At 75.4% G+C, this 24,306-nt stretch carries 22 protein-coding genes and 1 tRNA gene; 6 read left to right on the top strand and 17 right to left on the bottom strand.

The features are described from left to right. Window positions 1-103 precede the first annotated feature (103 nt). Together FS882_RS09780 and FS882_RS09775 are read left to right on the top strand one after the other, a co-directional pair. On the top strand, window positions 104-1,450 hold the full coding sequence (locus FS882_RS09780) for a sensor histidine kinase (protein ID WP_158372875.1): 1,347 nt from the start codon (window positions 104-106) through the stop codon (window positions 1,448-1,450). Next, the gene (locus FS882_RS09775; RefSeq protein WP_158372874.1) at window positions 1,447-2,145 is read left to right on the top strand and encodes a response regulator; all 699 of its coding nucleotides are present in this window, start codon (window positions 1,447-1,449) and stop codon (window positions 2,143-2,145) included. The genes FS882_RS09780 and FS882_RS09775 overlap by 4 nt, the downstream gene beginning before the upstream one ends. Before the next feature lie 16 nt (window positions 2,146-2,161). Here FS882_RS09775 and FS882_RS09770 read toward each other — a convergent pair whose 3' ends face one another. Next, window positions 2,162-3,394: an MFS transporter gene (locus FS882_RS09770; protein ID WP_158372873.1), complete on the bottom strand. Its 1,233-nt coding sequence runs from the start codon at window positions 3,392-3,394 to the stop codon at window positions 2,162-2,164. A 102-nt stretch (window positions 3,395-3,496) separates the two neighbouring features. Between FS882_RS09770 and FS882_RS09765 the strand changes: the two genes are divergently transcribed. Together FS882_RS09765 and FS882_RS09760 are read left to right on the top strand one after the other, a co-directional pair. Next, window positions 3,497-3,952, top strand: a complete 456-nt coding sequence (locus FS882_RS09765) for a MarR family winged helix-turn-helix transcriptional regulator (RefSeq protein ID WP_158372872.1) — start codon at window positions 3,497-3,499, stop codon at window positions 3,950-3,952. Between the two features lie 136 nt (window positions 3,953-4,088). Continuing rightward, a complete protein-coding gene (locus tag FS882_RS09760) occupies window positions 4,089-4,991 on the top strand; it encodes a siderophore-interacting protein (protein WP_262348191.1) in 903 nt (300 codons plus the stop codon). Window positions 4,992-5,019: 28 nt separating this feature from the next. On the opposite strand, the gene FS882_RS09755 is transcribed toward FS882_RS09760, so the two are convergent. From FS882_RS09755 to FS882_RS09745, 3 genes are all read right to left on the bottom strand, one after another. After that, window positions 5,020-5,319 (bottom strand): sulfurtransferase TusA family protein, encoded by a 300-nt coding sequence (locus FS882_RS09755; protein ID WP_222848182.1) that lies wholly within the window; start codon window positions 5,317-5,319, stop codon window positions 5,020-5,022. Window positions 5,320-5,374: 55 nt separating this feature from the next. Next, window positions 5,375-6,214, bottom strand: coding sequence for an ANTAR domain-containing protein (locus FS882_RS09750; RefSeq protein ID WP_158372870.1), 840 nt, complete (start codon window positions 6,212-6,214; stop codon window positions 5,375-5,377). 136 nt (window positions 6,215-6,350) lie between these two features. Further along, window positions 6,351-7,499 carry a glutathione-independent formaldehyde dehydrogenase gene (locus tag FS882_RS09745; RefSeq protein ID WP_158372869.1) on the bottom strand — a complete coding sequence of 383 codons (1,149 nt, stop codon included), beginning with the start codon at window positions 7,497-7,499 and terminating at the stop codon, window positions 6,351-6,353. A 228-nt stretch (window positions 7,500-7,727) separates the two neighbouring features. Between FS882_RS09745 and FS882_RS09740 the strand changes: the two genes are divergently transcribed. Together FS882_RS09740 and FS882_RS09735 are read left to right on the top strand one after the other, a co-directional pair. Further along, on the top strand, window positions 7,728-9,782 hold the full coding sequence (locus FS882_RS09740; protein ID WP_262348190.1) for a beta-galactosidase: 2,055 nt from the start codon (window positions 7,728-7,730) through the stop codon (window positions 9,780-9,782). Window positions 9,783-9,862: 80 nt separating this feature from the next. Next, the gene (locus tag FS882_RS09735) at window positions 9,863-10,513 is read left to right on the top strand and encodes a TetR/AcrR family transcriptional regulator (RefSeq protein WP_262348189.1); all 651 of its coding nucleotides are present in this window, start codon (window positions 9,863-9,865) and stop codon (window positions 10,511-10,513) included. 13 nt (window positions 10,514-10,526) lie between these two features. Here the strand turns inward: FS882_RS09735 and FS882_RS09730 are convergent, their stop codons facing one another. The 13 genes from FS882_RS09730 to FS882_RS09670 form a co-directional block, all read right to left on the bottom strand. Next, entirely contained in the window at window positions 10,527-11,789 is a 1,263-nt protein-coding gene (locus tag FS882_RS09730; RefSeq protein ID WP_262348188.1) for an ABC transporter permease, read from the bottom strand. Then, complete coding sequence (locus tag FS882_RS09725; protein ID WP_158372868.1) at window positions 11,786-12,529, bottom strand: ATP-binding cassette domain-containing protein; 744 nt, start codon at window positions 12,527-12,529, stop codon at window positions 11,786-11,788. The genes FS882_RS09730 and FS882_RS09725 overlap by 4 nt, the downstream gene beginning before the upstream one ends. Continuing rightward, window positions 12,526-14,253, bottom strand: a complete 1,728-nt coding sequence (locus FS882_RS09720) for a hypothetical protein (protein WP_262348187.1) — start codon at window positions 14,251-14,253, stop codon at window positions 12,526-12,528. The genes FS882_RS09725 and FS882_RS09720 overlap by 4 nt, the downstream gene beginning before the upstream one ends. A gap of 1 nt (window position 14,254) precedes the next feature. After that, on the bottom strand, window positions 14,255-15,313 hold the full coding sequence (locus tag FS882_RS09715) for a hypothetical protein (protein ID WP_158372867.1): 1,059 nt from the start codon (window positions 15,311-15,313) through the stop codon (window positions 14,255-14,257). Window positions 15,314-15,597: 284 nt separating this feature from the next. After that, window positions 15,598-16,671 carry a hypothetical protein gene (locus FS882_RS09710; protein WP_158372866.1) on the bottom strand — a complete coding sequence of 358 codons (1,074 nt, stop codon included), beginning with the start codon at window positions 16,669-16,671 and terminating at the stop codon, window positions 15,598-15,600. Window positions 16,672-16,796: 125 nt separating this feature from the next. Continuing rightward, window positions 16,797-18,335, bottom strand: coding sequence for a DHA2 family efflux MFS transporter permease subunit (locus tag FS882_RS09705; protein ID WP_158372865.1), 1,539 nt, complete (start codon window positions 18,333-18,335; stop codon window positions 16,797-16,799). Between the two features lie 175 nt (window positions 18,336-18,510). Beyond that, window positions 18,511-18,584: transfer RNA gene (locus tag FS882_RS09700), tRNA-Leu, on the bottom strand. Window positions 18,585-18,681: 97 nt separating this feature from the next. Beyond that, complete coding sequence (locus FS882_RS09695) at window positions 18,682-20,208, bottom strand: NAD(P)/FAD-dependent oxidoreductase (RefSeq protein WP_158372864.1); 1,527 nt, start codon at window positions 20,206-20,208, stop codon at window positions 18,682-18,684. Window positions 20,209-20,299: 91 nt separating this feature from the next. Further along, entirely contained in the window at window positions 20,300-21,460 is a 1,161-nt protein-coding gene (locus FS882_RS09690) for an HAAS signaling domain-containing protein (protein WP_158372863.1), read from the bottom strand. Continuing rightward, the gene (locus FS882_RS09685) at window positions 21,457-21,786 is read right to left on the bottom strand and encodes a PadR family transcriptional regulator (RefSeq protein WP_158372862.1); all 330 of its coding nucleotides are present in this window, start codon (window positions 21,784-21,786) and stop codon (window positions 21,457-21,459) included. Before FS882_RS09685 ends, FS882_RS09690 begins: the two co-directional genes overlap by 4 nt. Before the next feature lie 356 nt (window positions 21,787-22,142). Continuing rightward, window positions 22,143-23,114: a Ppx/GppA phosphatase family protein gene (locus FS882_RS09680; RefSeq protein ID WP_158372861.1), complete on the bottom strand. Its 972-nt coding sequence runs from the start codon at window positions 23,112-23,114 to the stop codon at window positions 22,143-22,145. Window positions 23,115-23,157: 43 nt separating this feature from the next. Then, window positions 23,158-23,685, bottom strand: a complete 528-nt coding sequence (locus FS882_RS09675) for a DUF501 domain-containing protein (protein WP_410053272.1) — start codon at window positions 23,683-23,685, stop codon at window positions 23,158-23,160. A gap of 57 nt (window positions 23,686-23,742) precedes the next feature. Further along, a complete protein-coding gene (locus FS882_RS09670; protein WP_262348186.1) occupies window positions 23,743-24,273 on the bottom strand; it encodes an FtsB family cell division protein in 531 nt (176 codons plus the stop codon). Window positions 24,274-24,306: the final 33 nt, after the last annotated feature.

Genomic DNA, 24,306 nt, shown 5'->3' with positions numbered 1-24,306 from the left:
CCCACCTCCGGAGGACCCGCTGAGCCCGACCCCCGAGCCCGCCCCCGCCGCGTTCACCGAGCTGGACGCGCGACGGCTCGGCCGCGTCCGCCGGTTCTTCGCCGTGCACCCGCGGGCCTCGGACGTCCTGGTGTGCGCGCTGTTCGCCCTGTCGGCGATCACCTCCGTGGGGCCCGCCGTGGAGAGCGCGGGGCCGAACGTCGGGTTCGCCGAGGACGAGGTCGTGCTGTCCGGCGCCGTGGCCGGGCTGTCCGTCGCCCTGACCACGCTCGCGCTCGTCGCGCTCTGGTTCCGCCGCCGCTGGCCGGTCCGGGTGACCCTGGGGCTCGGCGCCGCGACGGTGCTGCAGGTCCTGCTGACCGGGTCGGCGGGCGCGTGCGACGTCGCGTTCGCCCTGGGCTTGTACGTGGTCGCAGCGACCCGGCCGCAGCGCCAGGGCTGGCTGCTGCTGGGCGGCGCGGCTCTGGCTGTGCTCGGTGCGTTCCTGCTCTGGGGCGCACTGCTTCGCCCGGACGGCGCGCGGCTGAACATCGATGTGGGGTCGATCCTCGTCGCCGGGCTGGTCGCCCTGGCCGTCGGTGCGAACGTGCGGGGCCGCCGCCTGCACACCCGCGCGCTGGTCGAGCGGCACCAGCAGCTCGTGGACGCCGGCGAGCAGCACGCCAAGCTCGCCGCCGCGGCCGAGCAGACCCGGATCGCCCGCGAAATGCACGACGTCGTCGCCCACGGCCTCACGGTGATGATCGCCCTGTCCGACGGCGCGCGCGTAGCGGTGCGGCGCTCGCCCGACGACGCCGTGGCCGCGCTGGACCTGCTGTCCGAGACCGGGCGGTCGGCACTCGCCGACATGCGCCGGATGCTCGGCGTGCTGCGCGGCGCCGACGTCCCGCTGGAGCCGCAGCCGGGCACCCAGGACCTGGAGTCGCTGGTGCAGCAGTTCCGTGCGGCGGGCCTCACCGTGCACCTGACCACCGCGGGGCCTGCCCTGCCCGCCGACGCGGCCCTCGCCCTCACCGTGTACCGGGTCGTGCAGGAGTCGCTGACCAACGCCCTGCGCCACGCCGGGGCGGGAGCCCGAGTCGACGTGCTCGTCCGTCACGGCGCCGGCCGGGTCGGCATCGAGGTCGTCGACGACGGGGCGGCTGCCGAGCCGGTGGCGGACGCCCCGACCGAGCCCGGGCGCCTGGGACGGCTGGGCGAGCGCCTCGCGGAGCGGCTCGACGACCCGCTGGCGGCCCGGACCGACGCCGAGGGCGTCGCCGCGGTGCCGCCCGTGCCGGTCCCGGCCCGCGGCGGTCGCGGGTTGGTGGGCATGCGCGAGCGCGCGGCGGTCTACCGTGGCTCCGTGGCGGCCGGGCCGTACCGCGGCGGCTGGCGCGTGCACGTCGAGCTGCGCACCGAGGACGTCCCCGACGGCGCCACCACGACCCCGACCGAGGAGCCCGCGTGACCACCACCCCCGACGGCGCCGGGCCGGCGCCCATCCGCGTCCTGCTGGTCGACGACCAGCCGCTGCTGCGGATGGGCTTCCGTCTGGTGCTGGACGACGAGGACGACCTGACCGTGGTCGGCGAGGCCGGGGACGGCGCCGAGGCCCTGCGGCAGATCGCCGCGCTCGACCCCGACGTCGTGCTCATGGACGTCAGGATGCCGGGCACCAACGGGATCGAGGCCACCGAGCGCATCGTCGCCGCCGGCTCCCGGTCCCGGGTGCTCATCCTGACGACCTTCGACCTCGACGAGTACGCGTTCGCCGCCCTGCGCGCCGGCGCCAGCGGGTTCCTGCTCAAGGACGCCCGCCCCGCCGAGCTCACCGCCGCCATCCGGGCCGTCGCGACCGGCGACGCCGTCGTCTCCCCGCGCGTCACCCGGCGGATGCTCGAGCTGTTCGCCGAGGAGCTGCCCGGCGAGTCCGCCACGCCCGCGCCCCGCGGCGACGCGCGGCTCGACGAGCTCACGCACCGCGAGCGGGAGGTGCTGCTCGCCGTCGCCGAGGGGCTGTCGAACGCCGAGGTCGCCGAGCGGCTGTTCCTGTCCGAGGCGACGGTGAAGACCCACGTCGGGCGGATCCTCGCGAAGCTCGGCGTGCGGGACCGGGTGCAGGCCGTCGTGCTCGCGTACGAGTCGGGGCTCGTCGGGCGCTGAGCCGAGCACGGATCCCTCAGACCTCGCCGAGCGCCTCCTCGGGGGTCCCCTCGACCGCACGCGCGGCGCGGTCCCACTGCCGGAAGGTCAGCCGCTCGCCCACGGCCGCCGCCATGGCGCGGCCCTTCCAGGCGAACGCGACCACGCCGATCAGCAGCACCCCCGCGCCGACCCAGTACGGGGCGGTCGCGCTGACCGGGTGCAGCAGGCCCGCGATCACCGGGGCCGGAGCGGCGAAGCCCCAGCGCACCAGGTTGAACGCCGCGGTCGTCGTGCGGCGCTCCGCCCCGCCCAGGCCGAGCGCGAGGTCCGTCAGGTTCGCGTTCGCGATGCCCATGCACACGCCGGCGAGCACCAGCACCACGACGGACTCCGCCGTGCCGGCGCTCGTCGCCAGCAGCACCAGGGCCACGAGCAGACCGGCGATCGCCACGCCCACCGTCGCCACCGCGCCGATCCGGTGCGCGAGCCGGTGGCCCACCACCAGGATGCCGACCGCCAGGCCGATGCCCCACGCCGTGAACACCAGGCCGAGCGGGATGACGTCCAGACCCAGGAACACCGGCGTGTAGCCGAGCACGACGAAGAACACGAAGTTGTAGGCGGCCGTGACCACGCACAGGGTGCGGAACGCGGGACGGCGGAACGGCTGCCACACGTCGCGCAGCGTCAGCGCCGTCGGCGGGTCCTGCGGGTCGCGGAGCCGGGTGACCGACATCGCGAGCGCGATCAGCATGAACACCCCGCACGCGGCGAACGGCACCCGCCAGGAGATCTGGCCGAGCAGGCCGCCGATCAGCGGGCCGACGGCGAACCCGAGGCCCACGCAGGTCTCGAACAGCTCGACGACCCACTCGCGGTCCGTCGCCAGCGCGACCAGCAGCACCATCGCGGTCGCGAAGAACATCGCGTTGCCCAGGCCCCACAGGCCGCGGAGCACCGCCAGCTCGAGGATGTTCCCGGACAGCGCGGCGAGCACCGCGGCCGCCGCGACGACGGTCACGCCCGTCGCGAGCACCTTGCGGTAGCCGTACCGGCCGGTCGCGATGACCGCGGGGATCATGCCCACCGCCATCACGACCAGGTAGGCGGTGAACAGCAGCTCGATCTGCCAGGTGGAGGCGCCGATCTCCTCGCCGATCACCGGGAGGATCGGGTCGACCACGGCGATGCCGGCGATCGCGAAGAACGCGGTCAGGGCCGTGGCGTAGATGGCGGTCTTGTTCGGTTCGGGGTGCCGGCTGGGCATGCGTGTCCTCGGGAAGTCGTCGTCGGTATGTCTGTACTATACAGGCTTATTGCCCAGGGGGACGTGGCAGACTTCCCGGGCCGACCCGAGGACGAGGTGACCATGCCGGACGACTCCCTGCGCACGATCGAGGCCCAGGTGGCCATGCTGCTGCGCCTGTCCGACCGGACCCGCCGCGCCGGTGCGCGCGCCCGCGGCGAGATCGAGCGCTCCGCCTACCTCGTCCTGGGGGTCCTCGCGCAGGACGGGCCGACGAGCGTCAACGCCATCGCCGACGCCCTCCGGCTCGACCCGTCCACCGTCACCCGCCAGGTGCTCGCGATGGAGCAGGCCGGCCAGGTCGTCCGCGCCGCCGACGCCAGCGACGGCCGGGTCACCCTCGTCCGGCCCACCGAGGCCGGGCTCGAGGCCCTCGAGCGGACCCGGGACGTCCGCGCGCGGCTGTACGGCGAGGTGCTCGACGGCTGGTCCGCCGACGACCGCGCCGCGCTCGCCCGGCTGCTGACCCGGCTCAACGACGACGTCGACACCTGGGGCCGCGCGCACGGCAGCCGGTGAGACGCGCGCCGCACCTGCGTGACGCGCCGCGGCCCACCACCTACGCTCGACCCGACGCACCGGTCACGCCCCCGGGCCGCGCGTCGTCGCACGCCGACCCGTCCGGCACCTCGAACGACCGGAAGGTGCTACCCGCGTGACCTCGACCGAGCCCCTGACCACCCCGCGCCGCCCGCCGCGGACGGCCCTGCGCGCCACCGTGCTGCGCGCCGAGCACCTCACCCCGGCGATGGTCCGGCTCACCCTCGGCGGCCCCGGCATCGCCGGCTTCGCGCCGTCCCCGCACGCCGACTCCTACGTCAAGCTCGTCTTCCTGCCGGGCGTCGGCGCGACCGCCTCCGGCGCGGACGTCCTCGCCGCGTGGACCACCCCGGACGGGCGCGTCGACATGGAGGCCGCCCGCGCCGCCCTGCCGCCGGAGCACCAGCCCCGGATGCGGACCTACACGGTCCGCGGGTTCGACGACCTCGAGCTCACCCTCACGCTCGACCTCGTCGTGCACGGGGCCGAGGGCATCGCCGGACCCTGGGCCGCCGCCGCGGCGCCCGGGGACGAGGTCGTCGTGGTGGGCCCGGGCGGCGGCTACACCCCCGACCTGACGGCCGACCACCACCTGCTCGCCGGCGACGCCTCCGCACTGCCCGCCGTCGCCGTGACCCTCGAGCGGCTCGGCGGCGCCGCCTCCGGGCACGCCGTCCTGGAGGTGCGCGACCGCGCCGAGGAGCAGGCCCTGCACGTCCCCGACGGCATCGCCCTGCACTGGGTGCACACCGGCGACGCCGCCCCGGGCGCCCGGCTCGTCGAGGCGGTCCGCGCCCTGCCGTGGCCCGTCGGCCGCGTGCACGCGTTCGTGCACGGCGAGGCCGGGTCGGTGCGCGAGCTGCGCCGGTACCTGCGCGTCGACCGCGGGCTCGGCAAGGGCGACCTGTCGATCTCCGGGTACTGGCGGGCCGGCGCCGACGACGAGGGCTGGCGAGCGGGCAAGCGCGACTGGCTGCGCGGGATCGAGGACGCCGAGGCGGCCGCGGGACTGGACTGAGCCGGCCGGGGCCGCGGTGCCGGGCGGGTCAGGCGTCCGGCGCGACGTGCCAGGGGCGGTCCGGGTCCGTCGGCCGCGCGTCCGCCGCGACCTCGATCGCATACGTCGCCGGCGCCGGGCCGTCCGGCACCGGCCCCAGGTAGCGGTGCCCCGTCATCCGGCACCACGCCGGCAGGTCGATGGGCGCGACCGGGTCGGACGTCGTCAGGTGCACCACGGTGCCGGGCGGGAGCTCCCGGGCACGGGCCCGGAGCAGCACGAGCAGGCGGGCGCAGCCGAGGTCACCGCCGTCGACGTGCACCGGCTCGGGGCCTGCCGGGGACAGCACGCACCGCACTGTACCGACCCGCTGCGGCGCCGGGCCGCTGCGGCGCCGGGCCGCGTCAGGCGACGTCCGGGTGCACCCCGCCGGACGGGCCTGCTCCCCCCGGGCCACCCCGCCCGGTCGCGCCGGCGTCGTCCCACGCCGTCACCGGGTGGCCGCCGGCGGTCGCGCCCCCGGCGGGGCGACCCCCGAGGGTCATCTCGTCGTCCCGCTGCGCCACCAGCCCGCCACCCGCCGCGGCCCCGGCGATCAGCCCCGCCGCCACCTCGCGCGCGTCCCGGGCGCCGGACGCGGCCTTGAGGTACGCGATCGCCTCGGACGCGTCGCAGCCGCGCCGGGCCATGACGACGCCGACGGCGCGGTCGAGCACCGCCTGCGAGCGGCTGCTGGCGAGCAGGTCGTCCATGGTCTGCCCGAGCTCGATGATCTCGTCCCGCGCGGCGACCACGGTCGCGATCCCGTGCGCCAGCCCGAGCGCGCGCGGCGTGACGGCGGACCAGTCGGGCGTCTCGGGCGAGTACAGGGACAGGTGCACGGTGACGTCCCCGTAGGTGCCGGGCACCACCAGGACCGAGCGGAAGCCCTGCACCGCGCAGGCGTGGCTCCACACCGGCCACCGCTCGTCGGCGCCGACCTCGGCGACCACGGCCGGGGCGCCGGTCTTGCGGACGAGGTAGCGCGGCCCGAGCCGGTGCCGGTCCTGGACGGCGTCGCAGCGCGCGACGCCGACGGAGGCCGCGGACAGCCAGCGGTCGCACCCCCGGACGGTGGCGGCCGAGCAGGCGGACGCGACGACGCCGAGCGTGCGGGCGGCGTGGTGGGTGAGGGTGTGGATCAACGCGTCGAGCGAGGCGTCGGCGTCGATGCGCACGACCTCGTCGGACCCCCGGGTGGACATGGGTGCGCTCCCCTGACGTGACGGGCGCGCTGCGCGGCGCTGCACAGGGGGCCAGTGTCCGCCGTCCCGGGCGGGAGCGCCACCGGGCGCCGGGACGGTCGGCCGCGCGGCGCCCCCGCGCGGCCGACCGGGCCGCTCAGGCCGCCTGACCCGGGCGCAGCAGCACCTTGGTCCAGCCCTCCTCGCGGTCGTCGAACCGGCGGTAGCCGTCCGCGGCCTGGTCGAGCGGCAGCTCGTGGGACACGATGAACGACGGCGTGGCCCGCCCCGCGACGATGAGGTCGCGCAGCTGCCGGTTGTACCGCATGACGGGCGCCTGGCCGGTGCCCATGTGCTGGCCCTTGGTGAAGAAGGTGCCGTAGTCGAACCCGATCCGCCCCTGCTTCGCCCCCTCGTCCGCGGCGCCCGGGTCCTCGGGCATGTAGACGCCGACCACGCCGATGCCACCGGTCGCGCGCACCGTGGCGACGAGGTTGTCGAGGACCAGCTCGGGGTGCTCGTCCCCGGAGGGGTCGTGCGCCTGGTAGCCGACGGCCTCGACGCCGCAGTCGGTGCCGCGGCCGCGGGTGGCGTCCATGATCTGCTCGACGGGGTCACCGGCGGAGAAGTCGATCCCGATGCCGCCGATGCTCTCGGCGAGCCGCAGCCGGTCGGGCTCCTTGTCGACGACGAACACGCGGGACGCCCCGCGGATGAGCGCGCTGTGCGCGGCCATGAGACCGACGGGCCCGGCGCCGTACACCGCGACGTCGTCGCCGGGCTGCATGCGGGCGAGCTCGGTCCCGTGCCAGCCGGTCGGGAAGATGTCGCTCAGCATGGTGAAGTCGTTCTCGTGCTCGGTGCCCTCGGGGAGCTCGAGCAGGTTGACGTCGCCGTAGGGCACCCGGAGGTACTCCGCCTGGCCGCCGTCGTACGGCCCCATGTTCGCGTAGCCGTACGCGGCGCCCACCATGCCCTCGAGCGGGTTGGTCCGCAGGCAGAACGAGGTCCAGCCCTGGAGGCAGTTGCGGCAGGTGCCGCACGCGATGTTGAACGGGACGCTGACCCGGTCCCCGACGCGGATCCGGGTGACGGCCGGGCCGACCTCCTCGACGACCCCCATGTTCTCGTGGCCGAGGACCTTCCCCTCCTCCACGGAGGTCCGCCCCTCGTACATGTGCAGGTCGGAGCCGCAGATGTTGGTGGTGGTGATGCGGACGAGGACGTCGGTGGGCTGCTCGATCCGGGCGTCCGGGACCTCGACGACCTCGACCTGCTTCGGACCGCGGTACACGACTGCGCGCATGCTGGCTCCCCTCGTCCGGCGGCCGCGTGGGCCCGCCCTGGTCGCCGCGCGGAGCCGCGCGACGGATCCTGCGATCGTCCGTCTGCCGGGGGCATCCGGCATCCGGGGGGCGGGGCGCTTGCCGTTACCTACCGTTCGGTAGGTAGAGTGGCGACCGGTCCGACGGAGGACCGGCCGGAGACCGCGCCGCGCGCGGGCACCCGGCATCGCGCGACGAAGGGTGAACCGGTGGACGAGCTCCTGTTCGGTGCGGCGTACTACGACGAGTACATGCCGACGGACCGGATCGAGACGGACGTCGCGATGATGAAGGCGGCCGGCATCACGGTCGTCCGGATCGCCGAGTCGACGTGGAGCACGCTCGAGCCGCAGCCGGGGGTCTTCGACTTCACGCACGTCGACCGCGCCCTGGACGCGTTCGAGGCGGCCGGGATCCACGTGATCGTCGGGACGCCGACCTACGCGGTGCCGGCGTGGCTGGTGCAGTCGCACCCGGCCGTGCTGGCGACGACCCGGGCCGGCGAGGGCCGGTACGGCGCCCGCCAGATCATGGACATCACCAACCCGACGTACCTGTTCCACGCCGAGCGGGTCATCCGGGAGCTCATGCGGCACACCGCGCCCCGCCGCGGCGTGATCGGGTTCCAGATCGACAACGAGACCAAGTACCACGACACCGCCGGCCCCGCGGTGCAGCGCCGGTTCGTGAAGTACCTGCGCGAGGAGTTCGACGGTGATCTGGCCGCGCTGAACGCCCGCTTCGGCCTGGACTACTGGTCGAACCGGGTGGACGCGTGGGAGGACTTCCCGGACGTGCGCGGGACGATCAACGGCTCGCTGGGCGCGGAGTTCGACAAGTTCCGCCGCCGCCTGGTCGAGGAGTTCCTGGGCTGGCAGGCCGCGATCGTGCGCGAGTACGCCCGCGAGGACCAGTTCGTCACGCAGAACTTCGACTTCGACTGGACGCCCGGCTGGTCGTACGGGCTGCAGCCCGCGGTGGACCACTTCCGCGCCGCGCCGACGGTCGACGTCGCGGGCGTGGACATCTACCACCCGACGCAGTCGCGGCTGACCGGCAAGGAGATCGCGTTCGGCGGCGACATGACCCGCTCGATCAAGGGCGGCGCGAACTACCTGGTGCTGGAGACGCAGGCGCAGGGCCAGCTCGGCTGGCTCCCCTACCCCGGCCAGCTGCGGCTGCAGGCGTACAGCCACCTGGCGAGCGGCGCCGACGGCCTCATGTACTGGCACTGGCACTCGATCCACAACTCCTTCGAGACGTACTGGCGCGGGCTGCTCTCGCACGACCTGCAGTCCAACCCGACGTACGAGGAGGCCGGCGTGTTCGGCCGCGAGGCCCGGCGGGTCGGCTCGTCCCTCATCCACCTGCGCAAGCACAACCGCGCGGCGATCATGGTCAGCAACGAGGCGCTGACCGCGCTGCAGTGGTTCACGATCGAGGTCGGCTTCATCGACGGGGTGTTCGGCTCGTCGATCGGCTACAACGACGTGCTGCGCTGGGTGTACGACGCGCTGTTCGACCTGAACGTCGAGGTCGACTTCGTGTCGGTCGACGACGAGGACCTGGCCCGGTACGACCTGGTCGTGGCGCCGGTGCTGTACGCGGCCCCGCAGGCGACCGTCGACCGGCTCGACGCGTACGTGCGCGGCGGCGGCCACCTGGTGACGACGTTCCGCACCGCGGTGGCGGACGAGTACGTGAAGGTCTGGCACGACACCGCGCCGCACGGGCTGACCGGGGTCACCGGCGTGACCTACAACCAGTACACGGTGCCCGGCGACGGCGTCGGGCTGGCGCTGCACGGCGACCTCGCCGCGGTCCCGGGCGCCGCCGAGGGGGCCGCGGCCGGGGCGCAGGCGTTCCTCGAGCTGCTGCACCCGCAGGGCGCGGAGGTGCTCGCGTCGTACGACCACCCCGCCTGGGGCGGGTACGCGGCGATCACCCGGAACCGGGTGGGCGACGGGCAGTCGCTGCACCTCGGCACCATGACGTCGCCGGAGCTGCTGCGTGCGGCGCTCGGGCTCGCGGTGCGCGACGCGGGGATCGCGGACTGGGCGCAGGACCTGGCGGGCACCGTCTCGGTGCGCCGCGGCACCAACGCCGCGGGCAACGCCGTCACCTACCTGCTGAACTACTCGGCGGACCCGGTGACGGTCGCGGCGCCGGTGGCCGGTCGCTCGGTGCTGGCGGACGGCGCGGCCGTCACCGCGGGCGACGCGCTCACGATCGGGGCGTGGGACCTGGTCGTCCTGGAGTCCTGACCGCCCGGGCGGGGGCGCGGCGCGGCTAGTCTGCGTCGTGGCCCCGCCCGCGGTGGGCCGGCCCGGAGGAAGCAGGAGACGTGACGACGCAGCACCAGGACCCGCCGGCCGTGCGCCGCCGGGTGCGCCTGACCCCGGAGCAGCGCCAGGCGCAGATCCTCGAGGCCGCGACCCGCCTCATCGCGCGGCACGGGTTCACCGGCATGGCGCTCGCCGACGTGGCGCAGGAGGTCGGCCTGACCCAGGCGGGCCTCCTGCACCACGTCGGGTCCAAGGAGGGCCTGCTGGAGCTGGTCGTCTCGCAGCTGTACGACCGGCGCGGCACCCCGGACGACTACGTCGCCACGGGCGACCCCGCCGCGACGCACCCGGACGGGATCTCGCTGCCGGGGTACTTCCGGTTCCTCGTCTCCTTCAACGCGGCGCGCCCGGAGCTGCTCCGGCTCTACACCGTGCTGGGCGTGGAGGCGTCGTCGCCCGAGCACCCGGCGCACCGGTACTTCCTCGACCGGCCCGACCAGGTCTGGGGGTTCTACCGCGGTTTCACCTGGCGGCTGCCGCCGCAGGTGGGACCGTTCGACGGGCTGCGGGACCTGGTCGAGATGACGATCGAGGCGATGGACGGGCTGCAGATCCGCTCGTTCCGGCTCCCCGCGGTCGACCTGGTCACCGAGTGGGCGAAGTTCGAGCGCGTGCTCTACCCCTCGCCCGCCTGGGACGCGTACCGCTGAGCCGCCCCGGGCGTCACACGCCTCCGCGCAGCGCCGCGATGGGTTCGACCCGCGCGGCCTTGAGCGCCGGGTAGACGCCCGCGAGCAGGCCGACCACCGCGCCGCCCGCGGCGGCGACCAGGACGACGCCCAGGTGCAGGATCGGCGTCCAGGACTGCGCGGCGGAGACCGCGACGACGACGGCGACGCCGAGCGACGCTCCGACCATGCCGCCGAGCAGACCGACCGTCGCGGACTCGAGCATGAACTGCGCCGCGATGTCCCGGCGGCGCGCGCCGAGGGCCCTGCGCAGGCCGATCTCCCCCGTCCGCTCCATGACGGACAGCAGGGTCACGTTGGCGATGCCCAGGCCGCCGATCAGCAGGGCGACGCCGCCGAGGGCCAGGAAGATCGTGCTGATGTCGGCCTGCACGTCCGCGCGGACCCCGCCCGAGCCGCCGGGCACCTGCACCGTCACCGTCTCGGGGGAGTTGGGCGACAGCGCGATCGGCAGCTGCTCCCCCACGACCGGCCCCGCACCGACCGCGATGCGCAGGTGCAGCTCCTCCGGCGCCGCGAGGCCGAAGTCGGCCCGGGCGGTGCCGACGGGCAGCACGACGGCGTCGCGCAGGTCGGTCCGGCGCTGCATCCCGTCGACGATGCCGATCACCGTGTACGAGCGGTCGCCGATGAACACGGACGGCTGCCGGTCGACCCGGGACACGCCGAGCCGGTCGGCCGCGCGGACGCCGAGGACGACCACGCGGTCGGCGCGGGCGTCGTGCCCCGCGTCGAAGGAGCGGCCCGTCACGACCTCGCCGCGGACGGCGTCGAGCAGGTCGCCGGTGCCGGCCAGCACGGCGACGGAGGTGGTGGCGGGCGCGGACGGGTCGTTGACCGGGACGGCGGTGACGGCGGCGCCGTCGACGTCGACCGGGGCGACGAGCCCCGCCGCCTCGACGCCCGCGAGCCGCTCGGCGCGCTCGGCGGCGTCCCACGGCAGCGGCGCGGTGGCGCGCTGGTTCCCGTCGGCGCCGCGGGTGGTGCTCGCGGTCGCCATGGCCTGCGTGGCCGCGACGGCGTCGAACCGGCGGGCGATCTGGCCGGCGGCGGTCTGCGCGAGACCGACCGTCACGACGACCGAGGCGATGCCCAGGACGGTGCCGAGGATGGTGAGGAACAGCCGGCCGGGCCGGGCGTCGATGCCGGCGGCGGACTCCCGGACCAGGTCGCGGAGGCCGAACCGGTCGCCGCGGGGCGTGCTGCCGCGCGGCGCGGTCAGCGCGGGGGCGGTCACGCGAGCTCCGTCAGCCGGCCGTCGGCGATCCGGACCCGGCGCCGGGCGCGGGCGGAGACGACGTCGTCGTGCGTGATGACCACGAGCGTGAGCCCGTCGCCGTGCAGCTCGTCGAACAGGTCGAGCACCTCCGCGGAGTTGTGCGTGTCCAGGTTGCCGGTCGGCTCGTCCGCGAGCAGGACGCCGGGCGACGCGACGACGGCGCGGGCGACGGCGACGCGCTGCCGCTCGCCGCCCGACAGCGTGGTGGGCAGGAACGTCAGGCGGTGGCCCAGGTGCACGCGGTCGAGGGCCGCGAGGGCCCGGGCACGCCGCTCGGCCCGCGGGACGCCGCTGTACAGCGTGGCGAGCAGGACGTTGTCGAGCACCGTCCGGTGCGGCAGCAGGTGGAACTGCTGGAAGACGAAGCCGATCCGGCCGCCGCGCAGCGCGGTGCGCCGGGCCTCGGTGGCCTCGGACGTCGGCTCCCCGTCGAGCAGGTACTCCCCCGACGTCGGCCGGTCGAGCAGCCCGAGCAGGTGCAGCAGCGTCGACTTGCCGGAGCCGGACGGCCCGACGACGGACAGGTAGTCCCCGCGCTCGACGCGCAGGTCGCTCGGGCGCAGGGCGACCACGGGCGGGTCGCCGGGGAACTCCCGGGCGACGCCGCGCAGCTCGACGACGGGCGGGATCCCGCCCCCGCCGTCGCCCTCGCCGCGGACGTCCGCGTCCTCGCCCGCGAGCAGGTCCAGGGCCGTCACGCCTCGGCGTCCTCGTCCGGCTCCCCGGTCGCGGCGTCGGTCGCGCCGCCGGACTGCCCGATGACGACGAGGTCGCCCTCGGAGAGCGTCGCTCCGCCCGCGCCGGTGACCTCGACGTAGCCGCCGGCGGCGAGGCCGGTCTCGACCTCGACGAGCGCGGTGGTGTCGTCGTCGCCCATGACCTCGACGCGCGACTCCCCGCCCGGGCCGGCCGTGAGCGCGGCCAGCGGCACGGCGAGGACCGCCCCGCCGGTGGACGACACCGGGATGCTGACCCGCACGTTGCTCCCCTGGAGCGCGGCGACCTGCTCGGGGGTGAGCTCGCCGGGCAGCAGGGTGATCGTGGACCGCCCCGCGCCGGCGTCGCCGCCCGAGCCGCCGCCGGACCCGCCGTCGCCCGCGTCGCCGCCGGAGCCGCCGCCGGAGCCGCCGGACGCGCCGGCCGCCTCGATGGCGCTGATGGTCACGGGGAACTCCTGGCCGTCGAGCACCGCGGTGCCCGTCGCGCCGACGGTGAGCAGGGCCGCGTCGGCGCGGGCGGCGGTCGCGACGACCTGCAGGGTCGCGCCGGACACGCTCATGACCGAGCCCTCGACGGTGCCGCCGCGCCGCACGGACACGGCGTCCACCCGGCGGGGCAGGGTCTCGAGGAACACGACCTCGCTGGCGGGCAGGGCCACGACGGTGGCGTCCTGCGCGTCCGCGAGCGCCTCGCGGGCGTCGGCGAGGCCGTCGCGGGCGGCGGTCAGCGCCGCGCGCTCGCCCGAGGTGTTCGGGGCGGCGTCGAGCTCGGCGCGCGCGGCCTGGGCGACGCCGACCTGGTCACGGGCGTTGTCGACGTCGTTCTGGAGGCCGACCCTCATGGCGGGACCGCACTCGGGCTCAGGAGCAGTCAGGCAAGCGTCGAGTGCGATCTGCGCGGCGGCGACGGCCCGCTCGGCCGAGCGGATGTCGGCGTCCCCCTGGGCGACCGCTGCTCCGCCGGACCCGCCGCCGGCGGACGCCAGGGCGCCCTCGGCCGCGCTCACCTCGGCCTGCGCGGACCGCACGGCCCGCTCGGCGTCGGTCACGGCCTGGGCGGCCTCGTCGGACGGCGACGGCGCCGGGTACCCGGCGCGCCGGTAGAGCTCGGCGACGCCCTGGGCGGTCGCCCGGTCGTACGCGTCCGAGGTCGCGTCGCCGGCGCCGATCCCGAGGGCGCCGAGCGCCGCCTTGAGCTGCAGCACGTCGGGCCCGGAGACGCCGAGGCTGAGCGTGCGGTAGGTGGGCAGGCCGCCGGGCAGCACGAGGACGGGGCGGCCGGCGACCTCGAGGGCCACGGAGCCCGCGTCGAGCGTCGCGCCGACCTCCGGCACCTGGCCGGTGACGACCGCGCGCTCGCCGAGGTCGGCGGTCTCCACCCGCAGGTCGACGGCGTCGTCGAACACGACGTCGCCGCGCACGGTGACGTCGTTGCTCAGCTCGCGGCTCTCCACCGGCACCGTGATCGGCCCGGCCTCGGGGGGCGCGGTCCGGGCGGCCGCCTCCGCCGGGTTCAGCACCAGGCGGGACAGCCCGAGACCGGCGACCAGGCTGACCGCCGCGACGCCCGCCAGCACGACGAGCGTGCGGTTGCCCGTGCGCCAGGACCGGCGACCGGCCTCGGGGGCGTCCCCGGCAGCGGGCCCGGCAGGCCCCACGGGGCCGTCGGGGTCGGACGGGACGACGTCGTGCCCAGCGGCCACGTCAGCCCTCCCGCGCGGCGGTCGCGGCGGTGGCCCAGGCCTCGAGCTCGTCGCCGTGCTGGTCCACGAACTCCTGCTGCAGCTCGTGGTCGATCCGCATGCGCTCGGCGATGTAGTCCACCTTCTCCTGGCAGTCGAAGTCGGCGACGGCCTGGTTGATCTCCTTCTCGGTGAACGCCTTCACCGCGGCCTCGTCGACCTCGGGGGCCGGCGGGCCGTCCGGCTGCGCCTCCCAGTCCCAGGACTCCATCTGCGCCTGGTACTCGGGGTCCTCCCAGCCCTGGAGGCCGTTCCACTCCGTGTAGAGCGCCTCCGTCGCGGTGGACGCGTCCGTCAGCGAGTCGAAGCCCTCGTCGGCCATGCAGGAGGCCCAGGAGTTGTCGAGCTCGGCGACCCGCGGGTCCGCCTGGACGGTCTCGTAGAACCGGTTGAGCTCGTCCTGCAGGCCGGAGAACTCGTCGGTCGCGGCACCGCCCTCGTAGACCTCGTGCTGGGCCGCGCCGGAGCAGCCGGCGGTGGTCCAGTCGTACTCCTGCGCCTCCTCGCCGTCTCCCTCGATCGGCGGCCCGTACAGCGCCTCGGACCAGGCGGCGGCCTCGCTCTCGGACATGGCCTCGACGTACTCGGCGTTGGGGTCGACCCACTCGGTGCTCTCGCCGGTGTCCATGTCGCCCCACGGGTCGGTGCTGATCGCGTAGCCGTACTGCTCGGCGAACTCGCGGGTGCCCCACTCGACGTCGAGGTCGTCGTCGGAGCTCATCACCACGCCGCCGTTGTTCTCGGCGGGCGTGTAGTCGAAGCCCTGGTCCGCCATGCACGCGGAGATCAGCTCCTCGACGCGGCGGTTCTGCCGGTCGGACTCGGCCTGCAGCTCCTCGTCGGTGCGCTCGTCGTCGAGCGAGTAGCCGAAGATGCGGGCCTGGTACTCGTCGAGCGGGCCCGGCGTCCACTCGGTCGACTTCGACGACCCGCCGTCACCCCCGCCCCCGGAGCACCCGGCGAGCGCCAGGACCGCGAGCACGGCGACGGCCGCGGGACGGAGAGGTCGGGAGGAGGTCATCGTGCGGCCCTTCGGTCGGTGACCGCGTCGGCTGCCCCACCGACGCGCGTGCCCAGCATGGCGTGGACGACCCGTCCCGCGTGGGCGTTTCGGGAGATCAGCACGCGTTCGTCCGGCGTCGCGCGTCCACTGGGGCAGACGCTAGCGACGGCGCCGGGACCCCCACGTCCACCCCGGGGCGGACGTCGGGGAGCGGTCCGGTCCCCCGGGGGGCGGACGAGGCCGCCGCGGACCGGGCCCGCCGGACGGGACCACCGCGGCAGGTGTGGTGCCCCGCGGCCACGTCAGCCCTCCCGCGCGACAGCCGCGGCGGCAGCCCACGCCTCGAGCTCGTCGCGGTGCCGCTCCACGAAGTCCTCCTGCAGCTCGTGGTAGATGCGCACCCACGCGGCGTCGTAGTCGATCTGCTCCTTGCACGCGGCGTCCGCGACGGCCTGCGCGATCTCCTTGTCCCGGAACGCGGCGGTGGCCGCCTCGTCCACCTCCGGGTCCGGCGGGCCGTCCGGCTGCGCGTCCCAGTCCCAGCCCTCGGCGAGCGCCTGGTACTCCGGGTCGTCCCAGCCCTGCAGGTCCCACCACTCGGTGTGGAGGTCGTCCCGCGCGCCGTCGGCGCCGGTGAAGCCGGGGTAGCCCGCGTCCGCCATGCACGAGGACCACCGCGCGTCGAGGTCGGCGACCCGCGGGTCGTCCCGGGTCGTCTGCCAGAACCGGTCGACCTCGTCGCTGAGGGCGGCGAACTGGTCGGCGACCTCTCCCCGGTCGTACACCTCATGCTGCGCCGCGCCGTAGCAGCCGGCGGTGGTCCAGTCGTACTCCGCGGGCTCCTCCTCGTCGTGCTCCGTCATGGGGCCCCACAGGGCCTCCCAGTACGCCGCGGCCTCCCCCTCGGACATGGCGGCGACGTACTCCTCGTTCGGGTCCTCCCAGGTGCCGGAGTCCGCGGCACGGCCCTCGTTCCCCCAGGGGTCGGTGCTGATCCCGTAGCCGTACTGCTCGGCGAACTCGCGGCTGCCCCACTCGACGTCCAGGTCGTCGGTCGAGACGGCGACGGCGCCGCTCCGGTCGGCGGGCGTGTAGTCGAAACCCTCCTCGGCCATGCAGGCGGCGACCAGCTCCTCGACCCGCCGCTCCCTCTGGTCGTGCTCCGCCTGCAGGTCCTCGCTCGACCGGTCGTCGTCGAGCGAGTACCCCCAGATCCGGGACAGGTACTCGTCGAGCGGCCCCGGCGTCCACGTGGAGGGGCCGGCGGACGACGCATCACCACCACCACCGCGGGTGCAGCCGGTGACGGCGAGCGCCAGCAGCGCGAGGCCCACCACGGCGGTGCGGACGGTGTGCAGGGGTCGGGACGGCGTCATCGCGCGCTCCTTCGTCGGCAGCGCGCCGGCTGCCCCGCCGACGCACACCGCACAGGTTGGCGGCTGCGCGCGACCCCTCAGGTGCGCACCGGACCACCGTTGAGTGGTGGTCCGGCGCGCACCTGTCAGTGCAGCGCCACCGGGGCGTCGGCGTCGGCCGGGGGCCGCCGGACCAGCAGCGAGGCGGCGAGCGCGACGAGCGCGACGACGCCGCCCCACAGGAACGCCCCGCGCACGCCCGCCGCGGTGGCGGTGAGCGCGTCCGCGCCGTCCGCGAGCCGCGCGGCCGTCGTGGTCGACAGCACGGTGATGAACAGCGCGGTGCCGGCGGCGCCGGCGAGCTGCTGCAGGGTGTTCACGATCGCGCTGCCGTGCCCGTACAGGTCGCGCGGCAGCGAGCCGAGCGCCGAGGTGAACAGCGGCGTGATCATGAACGCGAGGCCGATGCTGAGCAGCGTGTGCACCGCCACCACGGCCCCCGCCGGGGTGCCCGGGTGCAGGGTGGACAGCAGCCACAGGGCGGTGCTCAGCGCGAGCACGCCCGGCGTGACCAGCGGCCGCGGGCCGAACCGGTCGTACAGCTGGCCGACCAGCGGCGACAGCGCACCCATGACCAGGCCGCCCGGGAGCAGCAGCAGGCCGGTCTCCAGCGTGCCCAGCGCCAGGACGTCCTGCAGGAAGATCGGCAGCACGATCAGCGCGCCGAACATCGCCATGAAGCCGACGATCAGCACCAGCGCGGACACGGTGTACGAGCGCCGGGTGAACACGCGCAGGTCCATGAGCGGGCCGTCGTGCGTGCCCTGCAGCCGGATCTGGCGCAGCGCGAACGCGGCGAGCGCGAGCACGCCGACCGCGATCGGGACCCACGGCGCGACGAGGGTGTGCCCGCCGGCGGACTCGCCGATGCTGGACAGGCCGAAGATCAGCGCGCCGAAGCCGACGGCGGACATGACCAGGGACAGCACGTCCAGCCGGTGGTCGGACGGCTCGGTGACGTCCCGGACCTTCCACGCGCCGAGCGCGAGGGCGATCCCGGCGATCGGCAGCATGACCAGGAAGATCCACCGCCAGGACAGCTGCGACAGCACCAGGCCGGAGATCGTGGGGCCGATGGCCGGGGCCACCGAGATGACGATCGAGATCGTGCCCATGGTGCGGCCGCGGATGCTCGGCGGGACCAGGGTGAGCGCGGTCGTCATCAGCAGCGGGAGCATCACGGCGGTGCCGCTCGCCTGGACGACGCGGCCCGCGAGCAGCGCGCCGAAGCCCGGCGCCGCGGCGGCGAGCGCGGTGCCCGCCACGAACAGCGACATCGCGGTGATGAAGATCGGCCGCAGCCGGAACCGGTTCATGATCCAGCCGGTCGCCGGGATGACGACGGCCATCGTGAGCATGAAGCCGGTGGTCAGCCACTGGCCCGTCGCGGCGGTCACGCCCATCTCCTGCATGAGGACCGGCAGGGCGACGCCCATCGCGGTCTCGTTGAGGATGACGGTGAAGCCGGCGACGAGCAGCAGGCCGATGAGCGTCCGGTCCCCCGGCGCGAGCCGCACCGGTCCGGCGGGGGCCGCCTCGGCAGAGGGCGCGGCGGGCGCGGCGGCCGGCCCGGCGCCGGCGCCCGGTGCGCGGTCGCGCAGGGCGGTGTCGTCGTGCGTGGTCATAGGTCTCCCTCGCGGGTGGGGTCGGCGGTGAGGTGCGCGCGAGCGGGTCCGCGGCCGAGCCGGCGGACGCCCGAGGGAGGCGCACGTCGGGACCAACGTCCCAGACGCGCTCGATGATTCCCGAGGGGACGGCGCGGTGTCTCCGGGTTTTCGCCGCGCCGCACGCGGGTGCGGGTGCCCCCGGCGGGGTTCGAACCCGCACTGGGCCGGGTTTAAGCCGGCTGCCTCTGCCGGTTGGGCTACGGGGGCCGCGCCCATCCTGCCAGCACGGCCGCCGGCACGACGGAGCCCGCCCACCCCGCGAGGGGGTGGACGGGCTCCGGTGCTGCGGGCCGTGCGGCGCGCGTCAGGCCTTCGTGGCCGGCTTCGCCTCGGCGGGCGAGCCGTCGGCCGGCGAGGTGTCGTCGGCCTTGCCGGTGCCGGACGGCTTCACCTCGGCGCCGGGGACCGCGGCGTGGTCCTCGTCCTTGGCCGGGGCGGCGGCCGGCGCGGCCTCGGGCTTCGGCTTCGGCGGCACGGACGCGGCGCGGAACTCGGCGCGCGGGTCGTGGATCGAGCCGAGCGCGACGGTCTCGCGGCGCCACAGCAGGTTCGCGGTCCAGCCGGACATGATCGCGATCTTGCGGTTCAGCGTCGGCATCGCCATGACGTGGTACGAGCGGTGCAGGACCCACGCGAAGAAGCCGCGGACCTTGATCTTGCCGAGGAACTGCGCGACGCCCTTGTACATGCCGAGGGACGCGACCGCACCGATGTTCTTGTGCTTGTAGTCGGTCGGCTCCGCGCTGCGCAGCACCCGGGCCAGGTTGTCGGCCAGGTGGGTCGCCTCGCGGATCGCGTGCTGGGCGTTCGGCGGGCAGAACGAGCCCGGGTTGTACAGGTCCGGCACCGCGGCGCAGTCGCCGGCGGCGTACGCGTCCGGGACGACGTGGCCGTCGGCGTCGACGATCTGCAGGGTCGCGAGCGTGGTGACGCGACCCATCTTGTCGAGCGGCAGGTCCGAGTTCTGCAGGACCGGGTTGGCCTTGACGCCCGCGGTCCACACGATGGTCTCGGAGTCGAACTCGGTCTTGTCCGAGAGCACGACGTGGCCGTCGACGCAGGAGTTCAGGAACGTCGAGAGGTAGACCTCGATGCCGCGCTTGCGCAGCTGCTCGAGCGTGTAGCCGCCGAGCTCCTCGGAGACCTCGGGCAGGATCCGGCGCGAGCCCTCGACCAGGACGAACCGCAGGTCCGCCGCGTCGAGCGACGGGTACTGCTTGACCGCGTCGCGCGCCATGTCCTCGACCTCGGCGATCGCCTCGACGCCGGCGAACCCGCCACCGACGAAGGTGAAGGTCAGCATGCGCTTGCGCAGCTCCGGGTCCCAGGTGGACGACGCGCGGTCGATCCGGCCCAGGACGTGGTTGCGGACGGCGATGGCCTCCTCGACGTTCTTGAAGCCGATCGCCTGCTCCGCCAGGCCCGGGATGGGCAGCGTGCGGGCGACCGAGCCGAGGCCCACGATCAGGTGGTCGTAGGTGATCCAGTACGGCTCGCCCTCCTCGGGCGTGATCTGGACCTTGCGCTCCGCGTGCTTGATCTCGGAGACCTTGCCCTGGAGCGCGTCGATGCCCTTGAGGGCGCGGCGGTGCGGCGCGACGACGTAGCGCGCGTCGATGGAGCCGGCGGCGGCCTCGGGCAGGAACGGCGCGTACGTCATGTACGGGCGCGGGTCGACCACGACGATCGCGGCCTCCCGGTTGCCCAGGCGACGACGGAGCCGGCGGGCGGAGTACAGCCCCACGGACCCGCCGCCGAGGATGACGATGCGCGGCACCTTGCGCGACGTGGCGGACTGCGGCGCCGGGGTCGTGACGGTGGACTCAGACATGGATCCAACGGTACGTCCCATGACTTCCCTGAGGCGAACCGGGACCACGTGATTCTGGGCACAAAGTCCCGGTTCCGTAGGCGACCCGACGTCAGGGAGCCGGAGTCGGCGCCGCCGAGGGCGCGGGAGACGCCACCTCCCCGGGACCTGAGTCCTGGGTGGCGCCCACGACGGCCGGGGCCTTCGCGAACGGCATCGGCGGCGTGCGCGGGGCCTCGTCCAGGAGCTCCGCCGTGTCCGTCGTGCCCGCGGGGTTCGACCAGTCGAAGTCCTCGTAGGGAGCGCCCCGCAGCGGGTACACGTTCCACCGGGACCGCCCGTCCTCGTCCGCCGCGGGCACGAACGACCAGGGCTCCTCGACCCCCGGCAGGGACCACGCCGACCACCCGTTGTCCGTCGTCGTGCGCACCGGGCGCCCGCGGTCGTCGTAGACCTGCACGTCCGTCAGCGGGTCGCCGTCCGCGTCGTACACGAAGAGGTTGCTCACCTGCATCCCGTCCACCCAGACGCCGTCCTTCGGCCGCGAGTCCGCGGCGGGCACCTCGACGTACCGCACGTCGCTCACCTCGGGCCCGTAGAACCGGGACTCGGAGGTGAACCACGCGACGGGCACGAGCAGGACCAGCGCGACCACCGTGACCACGCGGGACAGCCGCGGCAGCTGCGCGGCACCCCAGCGCCCCCGGCCCCACTGGACCGAGAGGACGACCAGGCCGAGCAGCATGATCCAGTGCACCCCGCGGCTCGGGACTCCGTCGCGCTCGGGCCGCACCTGCCACAGGAGCGCGCTCCACTCGATGAGCAGCCACATGATCGCCTGGTAGCCGATCCACGCGCGGGCGACCCACCACAGCGGCCTCAGCTCGGTGGCCGCGCGCGCGACCGGCTCGGCCCACGGCTGCCGGCGCACCGCGGCACCCACGCGCCCCGCTGCAGCCCGCAGCCGCTGCACCCGCTCGGGCCACGGCTTCGCCGGCGCGGCCGCCTCGTCCGGCAGCCCCGCCGCGGTGCGCAGCTCGCGGGCGTAGGCCTCGGGGGCACCGAACCGCACCCCGAGGTCGACAGGGCCGTCGTCCCCGTCGACGGCCGCAGGGGGCGGACCGTCGGCCAACGCGTCGGCGAGGTCCGCCTCCAGCCCGTCGGTCAGGTCGTCCACCTGGTCGGGCGGCAGGTCACCCAGCCGCCGGCGGACCTCCGCCGCGTACCGGGCGACCACCTCGCGGATCTCGTCCTGGGCCCTCGTGCCGTTCACGCCGCCGCCTCCCCGTCGAGCAGGCGGGTCATCGTCCCCGCGAACTCGCGCCAGTCCTTGCGCTGGGCGGCCAGCATGGCCCGGCCCTGCGCGTTGATCCCGTAGTACTTGCGGTGGGGGCCCTCGTCGCTGGGCACCACGTAGGACGTCAGCGCGCCCTGGGAGTACAGCCGGCGGAGCGTGCCGTAGACGGACGCGTCACCCACCTCGGCCAGGCCCGCGGCGCGCAGCCGGCGGACGACGTCGTAGCCGTACCCGTCCTCCTCGGCGACGACGGCGAGCACCGCGACGTCGAGCACTCCCTTGAGCAGCTGGGTCGTGTCCACCCGGGCCTCCTGTCGCGGCCGGCCGGGGTCCGGCGGCCGCTGCGGTGCGGGGCGGGCGCCGCGGTCGGCCCCCTGTCGGCCGCGGCACCCGCTGTCTGGTGCGGGAGCCGACCCTCCTCGGCTCCCGCAGGACACACGGTAGTACAGATTGCGCAGTACCGGGCGAAGTTCGCTACCGGATCGCACGGGCGTGTCGGGACCGCCTCCCCGCGGACCCCGCCCGCCGCCCCCCGCTCCCCCGCACGCCCGCACGCGCGCCGCTGACGCTCGCCGAGGTAGGACCTCCGCGCCGAGGTAGGACCGCGCACGGTCCTACCTCGGCGCGCGCGTCCTCTCTCGGCGCAGGAGAGCGCGGGTCAGGCGGTCGCGGAGCCTGCGCGCTCGGCGACGCTCCAGGCGATGCCGTCGAGGATGTCGTGCTCCGAGGTGACGACCTCGGTCAGCGTGCCGCCGGCGGCCTCGACCTCGGCGCGCACGCGCTCGACGACCGCCCGCCACACCAGGGCCCCCGCCCCGATGACGTCGACCCGGCCGGGGTGCATGAAGCCGAGCACCGCGCGGGCGTCGTGGTCGCGGGCGAGCAGGTCGTCGCAGGCCGCGACCACGTCGTCGACCGCGAGGACGGCGCCGTCGATGGCGTCCCGGTCGTAGGCCGGCAGGCCGAGCGCGTGGGCGGTGATCGTGGTGACGGACCCGGCGAGCCCGACGAGCGTCACGGTTCGCCCGAGCGGGACGTGCTGCGCGGCGACGTCCAGGGCGGTCCGCACGTCGGCCTCGGCCGCGGCGACCTGCTCGGCGGTCGGCGGATCGGACAGCAGGTGGCGCTCGGTGATCCGGACGCAGCCGACGTCCATCGAGTACGCGGCCTCGGGCTCTCGCTCGCCGAGCACCACCTCGGTGGAGCCGCCGCCCAGGTCGACGACGAGGAACGGGCCGTCGTGGGTGGCGCCGAGCACCCCGGTCGCGCCGCGGAAGGACAGCGCGGCCTCCTCGACGCCGCCGATCACCTCGGGCTCGACGCCCAGCGCCTCGCGGACGCCGGCGACGAACTCGTCGCGGTTCTCGGCGTCGCGGGACGCGCTGGTGGCGACGAACCGGACGGCCTCGACGCCGAGGTCGCGGCAGACCTCCGCGTACCGGCGGGTGGCGTCGAGCGTGCGGGCCATCGCCTCCGGGGCGATCCGGCCGGTGCGGTCGACGCCCTGGCCGAGCCGGACGACCTCCATGCGGCGGTCGAGGTCCGTGAGGGTCCCCGCCTCCGCGTCGACGTCGGCCACCAGGAGCCGGATGGAGTTGGTCCCGCAGTCGATGGCAGCCACACGCGTCACGCGACAGATCATCCCATCCCCGGCGCGGGCCGCGCGCCCGGGGTCAGCAGGTGCAGCGGTCCGGGCGCCACACGTCGCGCAGCCGCAGCAGCACGTCGTCGCCGACGGGGTTCACGCCCGGCCCGGCGGCGAGCGCGTGCCCGACGACGACGTGCAGGCACTTCACCCGGGTCGGCATGCCGCCGGCCGAGATGCCCGCGATCTCCGGCACGTCGCCGAGCTCGGCGCGGTCGGCGAGGTAGGCCTCGTGCGCGCGCCGGTACGCGGCGGCGAGCTCCGGCTCGTCCTGCACGCGGGCGGTGAGCTCCTTCATCAGGCCGGTGGCCTCGAGGGTGCTGACGGCGCCGACGGCGGGCGGGCAGGTGAGGTAGTAGGTCGTCGGGAACGGGGTGCCGTCGTCGAGCCGGGGGGCGGTGCGGACGACGAGCGGCCGGCCGCAGGCGCACCGGGCGGCGACGCCGACGACGCCGCGGGCGGGCCGGCCGAGCTGCTCGCGCAGGACGACGAGGTCGGCCTCGGTGACCTCGGGGGCGTCGTGCCGGGCGCGCGGCACGGCCGCCGGGTCGGGCAGCGCGGGCGCCGGGGTGCGGGGCAGGTCGGTCACGTGCGGTCCTCGGGGCGGTCGGCGTCAGGGGGTCGGCGCGGTCGGCCCCTCGGACCCCTCGGTCCCGGTGCCCTCCGGCGCGGTCCCATTCTCCCCCGGCGTGCCGGTGCCCGCGGACCCGTCGGTCCCGGTGCCCGCCGAGCCGGTCGACCCCGTGCCCGCGGCGCCCGCGACCTGCACGGAGTCCCACACCTGGGCGTACCAGGGCCGGGTCGGGTCGTCGGACTCCACGGTGCCGGGCGAGGTGACCTCCGGGTCGGCCGCGGTGTCGTCGGGCACGACCTCCGGGTCGGCCACGCGCAGCGCGCGCTCCCCCGGCATGACGAACGCCAGCCGCTCGCGCGCCTGGGCCTCGACGTAGGCGGGGTCGGACCACCGGTCGAGCTCCGCCTGCAGGTCCTCGTTGTCCTGCTCGGCCGCGGCGACCTCGGCGCGCAGCTGCTCGAGGCGGACCTGCTGGTCGAGGTACTGCCGCAGGGTCGGGAACACCAGGACGAACGCGATCGACAGCACCACGAACATGACCATCGCCCGGACGGTGAACAGCCGCGGCACCCGCTGCTGCACGGTCTCGGAACGGGCGCCGCG

Origin of the sequence: Cellulosimicrobium cellulans (assembly GCF_007679345.1) — a bacterium.
Taxonomy (GTDB): Bacteria; Actinomycetota; Actinomycetes; order Actinomycetales; family Cellulomonadaceae; genus Cellulomonas; species Cellulomonas cellulans_A.
This window is presented reverse-complemented; position numbering and strand designations above follow the sequence as displayed.